The following is a 12169-nucleotide window of genomic DNA, read 5'->3' on the forward strand; positions in this document are numbered from 1 at the left end:
CAATCAAAATTATTAATTCATACGTAAATATTACATCCTTATTGTTTGTGAATCTAAAAAAAAGCATTTAAGTTTATATAACTAATAATACAAACCAAATACATCTATTTATGAGCAGAATTATTACAAAGATCTTCTTTGTGTTATTATTCATGTGCACAATTAACTCATTTGCAAAGGCACAAAGTGTTACGGTTACAGGAATCGTGAAAGACAGACAATCAAAAGAAGGGGTGGCAGGCGTAAGCCTTACCATTAAAGGACAATCTGGGGGTACGGCTTCTACCTCAAATGGAACCTTTAGCTTTTCAACTTCAGCAAAACTTCCTTTTACGCTGGTTGCATCTTCTGTAGGATATGGTACCGTAGAGCAGCAAATTACCAATGCCACTACCGGAATTAATATAGAGATGGAGACAGCAGTACTTTTAGGTGGCGATGTAGTTGTTTCCGCATCCAGAACTCCCGAACGGATCCTTGAATCGCCGGTTTCCATTGAGCGGATGAGTGCCGCCACCATTAGAGAAATTGCTGCCCCCTCATTTTATGATGCCTTAAACAATATGAAAGGTGTGGAAAGTAGTATGCAAAGCTTAACTTTTAAATCAATTAATACGAGAGGTTTTAATTCTAACGGAAATACGCGGTTTAACCAATATATAGATGGTATGGATAATCAGGCCCCCGGTCTGAATTTTTCTGTAGGTAATATTGTGGGCATCACTGAGCTGGATATTGATAACGTAGAGCTTTTACCAGGTGCATCTTCTGCATTGTATGGTGCCGGCGGCATCAATGGAACCTTGTTAATGACTTCTAAAGATCCATTTAAGTATCAAGGAGCTAGTTTTCAATATAAATCTGGTGTTAACCATGTAAATGATGATAACAGCAGTGTACAACCTTTTAATCAACTTGATGTAAGGTTGGCTAAATCATGGAACAAAAAATTTGGCGTGAAGGCTGCCTTTTCATTCCTTCAGGCAAAAGACTGGTTTGGAAATAACTATTCTAACTTTGACCGGAATGCCAGAACAGCAAAAACAGGTGATCGTAACAGTGATACAAACTATGATGGTGTCAATGTGTATGGAGATGAGGTAAGTCAGAATATGCGTAATGTTGCGCAAAGTGTAGTAGCTGCCGGAACGGCTACTTATGTTCGGAACTATGGTTTAGCTACAGGAGGATTGGTTCCCAGCCAAACTCAAATTAATACCTTTTTAGCCTCAAATGCTCAAACCCAGCCCTTTTATGTAGGCTTAAATACACCCGGTTTAATTCCAAATCAAAATGTGTCCAGAACGGGTTATAATGAATCAGATCTGGTGGATTATGATACTAAATCTCTTAAGGCATCCGGAGCGGTTTATTATAATTTTACCAGCACCATTCAGGCAGTAGCACAGGCCAACTGGGGAACAGGAACCTCTGTTTATACAGGCTCTGATCGTTATTCTTTAAGGAACTTCAATATTGGTCAATATAAAATTGAATTGAAAGGGCAGGATTTTTATTTAAAAGGATACACCACCCAGGAGCGTTCAGGAGATTCATATATTTCTTCCATTTTGGGTAGTTATATTAATGAGGTTTCTAAACCATCAACCACCTGGTTTCCACAATACATTGGTAATTATGTAGGGGCTAGGGCTGCCGGACAAAGCGATGCCGCGGCACAGGTAATTGCCCGTAATGCGGCCAACCAAGGAAGGTTTTTGCCTGGTAGTGCTGAATATGAAGCTGCTAAAAATACCATTATGAATACCACAATCAGTGCTACATCAATCAATAGCACAGATCCGACAAAAAGTGTTTATGGCGCAAAATTCGATGATAAATCCAACCTCTATCACTATGAGGGCATGTATAATTTTACCAATGCATTTAACAATGTAGTAGAATTTCAGGTCGGTGCATCCTATCGTTTGTATGATCTTAATTCTGCCGGAACCATCTTTAATGATTTAAACGAATCTATTGATATTAATGAGTATGGCGCATTTGCTCAGGTGGGTAAAAAAATGCTTAATGATAAATTAAAGGTCACTTTTGCAGGTAGATATGATAAAAGCCAAAATTTTGAAGGCCGCTTTACACCGCGAATCACCGGCGTATTTACGGTAGCTAAAAACAATAATATCAGGGTGTCTTACCAAACCGGATACCGCAATCCAACTACTCAAAACCAGTACATTGATCTTTCTGTAGGTGGTGGATCGCAACGCCTGATTGGCGGTTTGCCCGAAATTATTTTTGGAAAATATAAATTAGATAGCAATAAGCCCTATACTGATGTGAGTTATCGTGCTTTTCTGTCATCTGCAGCTACAGGTACAGCCAATCCGGCGTTGTTACAACAATATACATTTGATACCAGGGGCGTTCGCCCAGAAAGTGTGCAGTCTTATGAACTGGGCTACAAAGGTTTAATTATGCCTAACCTCTTGGTTGATGCCTATGGTTATTACAATATTTATAAAGACTTTATTACCGCTGTTGATGTTTATCAAAACGTGGGTACGCTTGCCAGTCCAACTTTTGTGAAATTTGGTGTTCCTGTTAATGCAGCAGGAGAAGTTACTTCCTATGGAGCAGCTTTAGGATTGGATTATCTGATTAATAAGTGGACTTTAAGCGGAAACGTTTCATACAATCAGATTGGCGATTTACCGGTAAACTACATCAATGATTTTAATACGCCGAAAATTCGTTTTAACCTGGGTTTAGGCAACAGAGAAATTATTAAAAACTTTGGTTTTAATTTATCTTACCGCTGGCAGGATAAATTCTACTGGAATTCTTCATTTGCTTCGGGCGATGTTCCGGCATATAGCTCGCTTGATGCACAGGTGAGTTTACAAATCCCTTCTGTTAAATCTGCCATTAAGTTAGGTGGATCGAACGTGATGAATAAATATTACATCACCTCATACGGCAATCCTGCAGCAGGAGCTATTTACTACATATCTTATTCTTTTAATCCTTAACGACAGGTAAAAAATTACAATGCCACCCGGTGCCTCATCAGTATCGGGTTTTTTTATGGTGCTTATTTCAACATTCAAGGCATTATTTTTGATTAATGTTTCGCACATTTACAAAACAAAAAAACTAAAGTAAATCTCATTAGCCAAAGCAATGAAAAAAGTATTTATCCTGATTGCCATTAGTCTCTCACTAGCCGCATGTAACAGCAAACAAAAGAATGATAGTTCAAATCATGAGCAAGATACCAGCATAACTTCAATGGAGCAAAATCAGCAAAAAAGCCCGATTGTAGCTGGCGATAGTATTGTTTGGGACAAAGTTCCAGCACTAGATAATATTGGCAAATTTCCATTTTTTGCACCAACTGGTGAATTGGTTATGGCAGATGCTCAAAATGGATTATCTGAAATTTTCGATTATGCAGTATTCAATAACTATATCGGGAGTGGAATATATCCAACAAAAGGTAAGTTAGGAATTCTGGCGTTTGAAGACCATCAGGGCAAACCCTTTAATAAGTTGCTATTTGATGATACATTTGATGAATGGATAGAGAAATTAGGTGCGCCAATGATTTATGAAGGCACCTTTCCATCCAATGAAGAAGCTAAAAAAAAGCTTCATGAAAATCTGTTTAATGGCAAAAAAAGAACACTTGGCTTAACTGATGACGAACCCTTTGCGATATATGTATTTAAGAATGAAGGTAAGAAATATGTGATAAATGTTCAATCCAGTTCTGCGCAGGGAAAAGTTTTTGTGATGGAACTAAAATAGATTTTTGGCTCTCAGACCAAACACACTGAAAAATCTATAGCTTGCTGTAAAAATATTTGTATAATAGTACTTTCTTAAGCACATCCCGGTTTAAGAGCTGATTTAAATTAAAATTTGAATAAATAAAGGATGGAAGAGCAAAACGATAAGCTAAATGAGGTAAATGAACTGTTAGATAAGGAGCAGGAAATACAGCATTTAAATAATCCTGTTGATATATCGGTTAAACCAATTGTTAAGCAATATCTTGGTGCCGTAAAAAAAGTAAAAAAGGAAGGGAATCGATTTTATTTCTCTGATGGCGATGCAAGGGTTGAGATACGTGTAGTGAGTGATGAGATTATTCGGGTTCGTTTGGCACCACACGGTGTTTTTCTGGATGATTTTTCTTATGCCGTACCCGAAGTAGATCAAAAGGTATCTGTATTTAAAATGCAGGAGCACGAAACTCATTATACCATATCTACCCATTCTGTTACCTGTAAAATTGAAAAAGAAAATTTTCATATTTCCTTTTCTGATAACATTACCAATTTGGTAATGGTTGATGAGGCAAACTCCATGCATTGGGAAGAAAATACTGATTTTGGTGGTTATTATATTTATGCAACAAAAAAATGCCACCCTGAAGAAAACTTTTTCGGACTAGGAGATAAATCAGGAAATTTTAATCTTCGTGGCCGTCGTTTTGAAAACTGGAATACTGATGCCTATTCTTTCGGCTGGAACCAGGATCCACTGTACAGAACTATTCCTTTTTATATTGGGCTGCATAATGAAGTTGCATATGGCATTTTCTTCGACAATACATTTAAATCGTATTTCGATTTTGGTAGCGAAGATGTAAATAAAACTAGTTTCTGGGCAGACGGTGGCGAATTGCAATATTATTATATTCACGGGCCACACATTATGGACGTGGTTAAACGTTATGCCAGCTTAACAGGAACACACCCAATGCCACCAAAATGGACGTTAGGTTATCAACAGTGTCGATGGAGTTATTATCCTGAAACAAAGGTTAAAGAAATTGCTAAGCAGTTCAGAGATCGAAAAATTCCTTGTGACGCCATTTACCTGGACATTGATTACATGGATGGCTATCGCTGTTTTACCTGGAATAAAAAATACTTTCCTGATCCACGCAGAATGATTAAGGAACTTTCAAATGATGGTTTCAAAACCGTAGTAATGATTGATCCGGGAATTAAGGTGGATGATGATTATTGGGTATTTAAAGAAGGAAAGGATAATAAATACTTCTGTAGAAGGAGTGATGATTACTTTATGGAAGGCCATGTATGGCCAGGCCGTTGCCAGTTTCCCGATTTTACCAACCCAAAAGTGAGAAAATGGTGGGGTAAATTGTATGAGGAACTGGTGGATATGGGCGTTGCCGGTTTCTGGAATGACATGAATGAACCAGCTGTTTTTGGCTCCGGAACTTTCCCTAATGATGTTCGCCATAACTATGATGGCTATCGTGGATCGCACCGCAAAGCCCATAATGTTTACGGGATGCAAATGGTGCGCTCTACTTATGAAGGGCTTAAAAAACTCATGCGGAATAAACGTCCGTTTACCATAACCAGAGCAGGTTATTCAGGTATGCAGCGTTATGCTAGCGTGTGGACAGGGGATAACATTGCAACCTGGGAACACCTCAAAATTGGAAACATTCAGTGCCAGCGCTTGTCTGTTTCCGGTGTGCCTTTTTGTGGAACGGATATAGGTGGCTTTAGTGGTGAACCTGATGGGGAATTGTTTACCCGCTGGATTCAGCTAGGTACTTTTTCGCCATTTATGCGAGCGCACTCTGCAGGTGATACAGCCGAGCGGGAACCCTGGAGTTTTGGTGAGTTTTTTGAAGATATTAACCGGAAATTTATTGAGCTTAGATATCGTCTGATGCCTTATCTGTATTCCGTTTTCTGGGAACATCACCGCTATGGTTTTCCAATTTTAAGGCCATTGGTAATGTTGGAGCAGGAGAACATTAGCAACAGTTTCCGTCAGGATGAATTTTGCTATGGCGATAAATTATTAATTTGTCCTGTTTTAGAACAAGGTGCAATATCAAGAAAGGTTTATCTTCCAAAAGGAACATGGTACAACTTCTGGACAAATGAAGTTTTAGAGGGCGGAAATGAATATACAGTAGAAGCGAAAATTGACAGCATGCCTATTTTTGTAAGAGCAGGTGCTGTGATACCAGAATATCCGGTGATGCAGTATGTAGATGAAAAGGCCATTACCGAAGTTTCTTTAAATATTTATAGCAGCGATTATGAGGTTAATTCATACATGTATGAAGATCATGGAGATACCTTTGCCTTTGAACAGGATATCTACCTGGAGAAAAAATTTACCGTAAAGGCAGATGCCAAAGTACTAAGGGTTAACCAAAGGATAGAAGGACTTTACACCCCAAATTATGAATTTTATGCGTGCCAGTTAATGGGGCTAAAGTTTCAGGTGAAAAAAATCATTGTTGATAATAAAGAGGTAAGCGATTATCAGGTAGATGATAAAAATGTGCTGCATTTCAAATGCCTTAAAAACTTCACAGAAATACAGATTTTAAGTCTGTAAATCTTTTAGCCCCAAACGCTGTTTAGAGTTTGGGGCTAAATATATCTAGTCAATTTACTATGCCAGCAAAAAAACAATCCAAAAAAAATATAGCCGTAATGCCCATAGATACCAGCAAATCAGTTTGGATATATAGCCTTTTTACAGATTATGATATTGATCTTTTTTCCGTTGGGAAGCATTTCAGGCTATATGAAAAAATGGGTTCTCATCTAATCAATGTAGAAAAAACGGAAGGAACATATTTTTCGGTATGGGCACCAAATGCCCTAAAGGTGAGTGTAGTTGGCGATTTTAATGATTGGGACAATGCTACTTATCCACTTTATAAAAGACTGGATAAATCTGGGATTTGGGAAGGATTTATCCCTGGAGTTTCTAAAGGTGCAGTTTATAAATATTTTATTAAAGGTTTTGATGAATCGGAACATTTAAAGGGTGATCCCTATGCCAGGAAATGGGAGCATCCTCCACAAACGGCTAGTGTGGTATGGGATACGGATTATGAATGGAAAGATAAAAAGTGGCTTTCTAAAAGAGCAAAGATCAATGCCCTTGATCAGCCGATTTCCGTATATGAGGTACATCTGGGTTCATGGGAACGTGATCCTGGAAATCCTGAACGTGTACTCAATGCCAGGGAAGTAGCTAGTCGGTTAGTGTCCTATGTTAAAGAAATGGGTTTTACCCATGTAGAATTCATGCCAGTAATGGAATTTCCTTATTTTCCGAGCTGGGGATACCAAATCACAGGTTATTTTGGTGCAAGCTCTCGTTATGGCGGGCCACAAGATTTAATGTACTTAATTGATGCCTTTCACAAAGCAGATATTGCAGTGATTTTAGATTGGGTTCCCTCTCACTTTCCGGGTGACAGGCACGGGCTATATGAGTTTGATGGAACGCACCTTTACGAACATGCTGACATGAAAAAGGGATTTCATCCCGATTGGAAATCGTATATATTTAATTACGACCGCAATGAAGTTCGTTCATTTTTAATCAGCAATGCTGTTTTTTGGATGGATCAATACCACGCTGATGGTTTGCGTGTGGATGCTGTGGCTTCTATGCTTTACTTTAACTTTTCAAGAGAGGATGGTGATGCAGCGACTAATGAATACGGTGGTAGTGAAAATCTGGGTGCCATTCAATTTCTTCAGGACCTTAATGTGGCCATCTACGGAAATTTTGAAGGTGTTCAAACCATTGCTGAAGAAAGCAGTACTTATCCAGGTGTAACACATCCTGTTCATACTGGCGGTCTTGGCTTCGGAATGAAATGGATGATGGGCTGGATGAATGATACGCTCAAATATTTCAAAGTGAATACCCTGGAAAGGAAACATTATCATCATCAGCTTAGTTTTAGCATGACCTATGCTTTTACAGAAAACTTTATGCTACCCTTTTCACATGATGAGGTCGTACACGGAAAATCACCTATGCTCTACAAAATGCCTGGTGATGACTGGCAAAAATTTGCAAACCTGAGAGCGCTTTATGGTTATATGTTTACCCATCCAGGTGCTAAACTTTTGTTTATGGGTAATGAGTTTGCCGATACCAGCGAGTGGAACTTTACACAATCATTAAACTGGCACCTGCTTCAATATGCCGGCCATAAAGGTATGCAGGAAACAGTTAAGGCATTAAATTTTTTATACAGGAAAGAACCTGCACTTTATCATTTCAATTTTAGTTACGAAGGGTTTGAATGGCTTGATGCTGATAATACCAATGAATCGGTATATGTTTTTATGAGAAAAGGGCCAAAGGCAAAAGATACTTTGGTTATTGCCATTAACTTAACACCTGTAGTTCGCGAACATTATCGCATTGGTGTACCATTTAAAAACAAATGGAAAGAGATTTTTAATACTGATGATATTTTATTTTATGGAAGTGGGATCAACAATAAAGGAGAAATTATTCCAAATAAAGAGGGGTATAATGGGCAGGAATATTCGATCAATATTACGCTGCCTCCATTAGCTGTAACCATATTTAAAAGTAAATAAGCTTAAATAAGAAAAGCCTCCCATTGCTGGAAGGCTTTCTTAAACTCTGGAGTGGAAGCTTCCAGAGCGGATGCAAAGATATGAAAATTGTTTTCTTTGGCAACTGTTATTTTATAAATTAGTTGATTATCTTTTTTAAAGCTTCAATTTAATCCCACCATTAAAGGTTCTGCCTTCGGTATGCGTCCAGATATCGTCGAAATTTGGGTTAAGGTGTGATCCATTAACTACACTTTTATACCTGCTTTGTCTGGTATCAGTGAAATTCTCTGCATTAATAAATACAGAAATTTTTCCGAAAACCTTTTCAGCCATAAAGCCAAATTCCCAAAAAGAACTGGTAAGTTGATTGTTGTAGAGGTATTGGCGATCGGTAAAATAACCTTCCAGCCCTAACTTAAAATTACGTTCCTTTTCATAAAGCAGAGCCAGATTCAATTTGTTTTTTGGCAAAAGCCTGATGTTTTGAACGACAGGAAGGTAATCTGCTTTTGCATCAGTAAAGGTATAACCTGCAAAAAGATTAAAGTATTCTTTAAAAATAAATTTTGCATTGGTTTCAAAACCCCTGCTTTGTACAGGTTGTTTGGTGTTTTCAAAATGAAATGAACCTGAGTTATCCTGAAGCAAAATAGTAGAATTATTAATTTTGGTATAGAAAAACATTTGGTTAAAGCTGATTAACCAATCGGCACCAAGGGAAGTTTTATAATTGATATCTGCCGTGCCACCGTAACTTTTTTCTGCTTTAACATTGTTGAGCGGAAGAAGGTTCTGGTATTGAAAAGTTTCGGTTTGCTCGGTAAAGAGTGTTGGCGTTTTGTAACCCAAGCCGCCACCAATTCTTGAACTCCAATGATCGTTGATTTTGTACAAAGCTGAAATCCTTGGTAAAACGAAGGCTTCATTTTTACGGTAAAGTGCATTGAAATAGTTTACCAGATCTAATCTTATACCACTTTCCAACTTAAATCGATCATTTAAATCCCAGGTTTGCTGTGCGTAAAGACCGGCCGTTCTGGTGGTGAAATTTTTGGCCAGCTGCGGAAGCTGATCTTGCTCCGCAAACTTATCATATACGATGTTTAGCCCAAAAATTAAGCTCTGATTTTTAATGTTTTTTAAGTAGCTGATATCGGTATAGGCATTATAATTGATCCCGTTAAAGGTATAATCTGGAATGGCTATATCTCTTTTAAAGTAATTAAAGCTGGTTTTAATTTTTAATAAATCTGTTGCATTTACTTTGTAGCCAAAATCCAGTGTAGAGGTATTCCTTATACTTTTATTGCTTTCAAAGTATCCGTGATTGGCATCGGCACCGTTATTAATTACAAAAATATCTCCACCCGTACGGTTACTTTTCGTAAATGCATTACCTAAAATTAACGTTGTTTTTTCATTTGGATAATAGAATAATTTGGGATGAAGAGTGAAGTCATCTGTTTTTGGGAGTTCTGTAAAGTCATCTTTATCCACATCATAGGCCTTTTGGAAATTGGTTAGTGCCAATAAACTATAACCTATTTTTCCTTTCCGTTGCATGCTAAATGCGCCAATATTGGTCTGGCCTACATTTGATTGATTGAGGATGAAATTAAAATCAGCCTTTTCTTTTGGTGTTCTGGAAATGAAATTGACTACCCCTGCAATGGCTCCGGCACCGTAAAGTGTAGAGGACGGGCCTTTAATGATTTCTACCTGCGCCAGGTCAAGCGGTGGAATCTCCAGGATACTTAGCCCGCTGGCGAAATTCCCGAAGCTGGCATAGCCATCTTTTAAAAGTTGCGTATAGCGGCCATCAAGCCCCTGAATCCGGATGCTGGCATTGGCACTGGTTGCTGAAGTTTGCTGAACGGCAATTCCGGTGCTTTCATGCAAAATCATGGAAACGTTTGCAGGTCGCATATTACTTTTCTCGTCAATTTCCTCCAACTCGATGGTTTCTACTCTGGTAGGCGTATTTTGGATACTTCTGCTAGTTCTGGTAGAGGAAACAATTACCTCTTCCAATTCATCTTCTGCAGGTTCCAGAAAAACTTCATAAGTTTTAACCTCGTTTAAAGGGAAGGTAAGGGGTAGGCGTTGTTCTTTGAAACCCACATTTCTGATGATCATGATTTGGTTACCATCCGGGATATTATCGAAACTTGCTGTACCATTTGCACTGGTTTTAGCAAGAAGGTTGGTGCCTTTAATTAGCACCGTTGCATCACTGATGATGGTTTTATCTGTTTTATTCTTGACTGATATTTTAAGACTGTTTTGTGCATAAGCACTGGCAACACACAAAAATGTGCATAGCAATAATGTTATTTTTTGCATCTGTTATATGATAAATTGAATAATCAGACCTATTACATATAGGTCAATTTGGTTATCGGCTAACCAATAAGGGTGATATTCAATTTTGGCGGCTGCCAGATGTTTTGGGTATAGTCAGTTACATTTCTGCTTTTGTAACCAGAATTCGTTTTATTTGAAGAAAATAATTTAGGCTTAATAACCGATAAATCGTAACTGATGTTTACAATGGGTTGTCCGCAGCAATTACAAGTACATAATGGCGAACAGTGATCATTATCGGGTATGCTTTCCGTTTTTGAAATTGTTGAGATTTTATTACTTATTTGCTGATTGTGATCTAGGGCCAATTGATCTTCACAAGTGATGCAAGATAATAGCAGAATGGCGAAACTCAGAAAGTAGATCAAAATTTTCATTAATGAACCAAATGTACAAAACATGTATCAATATTTTGGTTCTCAAACAAAACCACTTGACTTTAGAAATTTTAGCTGTTGGAATTATTGGTGTAATCTGTATTATTTTATAGCTTTTAAGTGTATTCCGCTGAGTTGTTTGATAGTTTGGGTATAATCCGAACAAATAATTCAATGTAGTGTTAGCTATTTAAACTGATCAGCAAATGCAAGTTTTATTCAATGTAGTCAATCAACAAGAAACCAGCTATAGCCTGAATATCCGGCTTTCTGATCAGGAAATTTTTCTTAATAACTTAAGAGCTGGCGATTCTGAAGCTTTTAAATCTTTATATAAACAATATGCTGCGGCCATTTACGGAATTGTGCGTAGAAAGGTAACAGATGAGCATACTGCTGAACTTATTTTAGAGAAAATTTTTATTGATGTATTTACCTCAATTGCATTATATGATGAGGCTAAATTTAAAATTTTTACGTGGTTGCATCAAATTGCCAATCGGCAGATAAGTCTTCATAAATTCTAAAGAAGGCGATTCCTTTTATTTAGATTTATTCATTTACACTGAAATTAATTGATCTGTTATTTAAAACTTAATATAGTTTTTTGAATGTAGACCTTTGCGGGTTATGTTTGATCATTGATGCTCCATATTCAGAATCCAAATTCCAATTTTGTATAAAAAGAAAAAGGAGACCTCATCCGAGTGTCTCCTTTTTTTCTAACCAAATATAAACCTGTTATGAGCCAGGCTTTGTCTTTAATCCTCCATTTAAAATAATTTTAGCAGGAGAATGATTTGTCTTTTTTAATGGTAATAAACATCGTTCCGTTTATTACTCTACAAATATAGTAAAAAAAATGATAGTGTAAAAAATACACTATGAAATTTTTATATATTTTTTTTGTCATTTTTTAATTGTGGCCTACTTTTCAGAGGTAAATCGCCTTTAAAACAACTACGTTTCAAATATAAGACCTAAATATGTTAAGTAATTGTTAAATAGTATTAAATTTTAACTTTTTAAGTTAAATAAATCTCGATTTTAGTTAATTTTTAAGAT

General features: G+C 37.2%; 7 protein-coding genes. 5 read left to right on the forward strand and 2 right to left on the reverse strand.

Annotated elements, in window-relative coordinates:
* Positions 1–110 precede the first annotated feature (110 nt).
* The 4 genes from AN34_RS05265 (at position 111) to glgB (ending at position 8381) form a co-directional block, all read left to right on the forward strand.
* Positions 111–2990 carry a TonB-dependent receptor gene (locus AN34_RS05265; protein ID WP_029283020.1) on the forward strand — a complete coding sequence of 960 codons (2880 nt, stop codon included), beginning with the start codon at positions 111–113 and terminating at the stop codon, positions 2988–2990.
* 151 nt (positions 2991–3141) lie between these two features.
* Complete coding sequence (locus AN34_RS05270) at positions 3142–3768, forward strand: hypothetical protein (RefSeq protein ID WP_029283022.1); 627 nt, start codon at positions 3142–3144, stop codon at positions 3766–3768.
* A gap of 129 nt (positions 3769–3897) precedes the next feature.
* A complete protein-coding gene (locus AN34_RS05275) occupies positions 3898–6360 on the forward strand; it encodes a glycoside hydrolase family 31 protein (protein WP_029283024.1) in 2463 nt (820 codons plus the stop codon).
* A gap of 59 nt (positions 6361–6419) precedes the next feature.
* Positions 6420–8381 carry a 1,4-alpha-glucan branching protein GlgB gene (gene glgB, locus AN34_RS05280; protein ID WP_051666251.1) on the forward strand — a complete coding sequence of 654 codons (1962 nt, stop codon included), beginning with the start codon at positions 6420–6422 and terminating at the stop codon, positions 8379–8381.
* A gap of 135 nt (positions 8382–8516) precedes the next feature.
* On the opposite strand, the gene AN34_RS05285 is transcribed toward glgB, so the two are convergent.
* Complete coding sequence (locus AN34_RS05285) at positions 8517–10706, reverse strand: TonB-dependent receptor domain-containing protein (protein WP_029283028.1); 2190 nt, start codon at positions 10704–10706, stop codon at positions 8517–8519.
* 59 nt (positions 10707–10765) lie between these two features.
* Positions 10766–11128 carry a DUF6660 family protein gene (locus tag AN34_RS05290; RefSeq protein ID WP_036676572.1) on the reverse strand — a complete coding sequence of 121 codons (363 nt, stop codon included), beginning with the start codon at positions 11126–11128 and terminating at the stop codon, positions 10766–10768.
* Between the two features lie 182 nt (positions 11129–11310).
* Between AN34_RS05290 and AN34_RS05295 the strand changes: the two genes are divergently transcribed.
* Positions 11311–11631: an RNA polymerase sigma factor gene (locus AN34_RS05295; RefSeq protein ID WP_029283030.1), complete on the forward strand. Its 321-nt coding sequence runs from the start codon at positions 11311–11313 to the stop codon at positions 11629–11631.
* Positions 11632–12169 lie beyond the last annotated feature (538 nt).

This window comes from Pedobacter sp. R20-19, from assembly GCF_000708265.2.
Classification (GTDB): domain Bacteria; phylum Bacteroidota; class Bacteroidia; order Sphingobacteriales; family Sphingobacteriaceae; genus Pedobacter.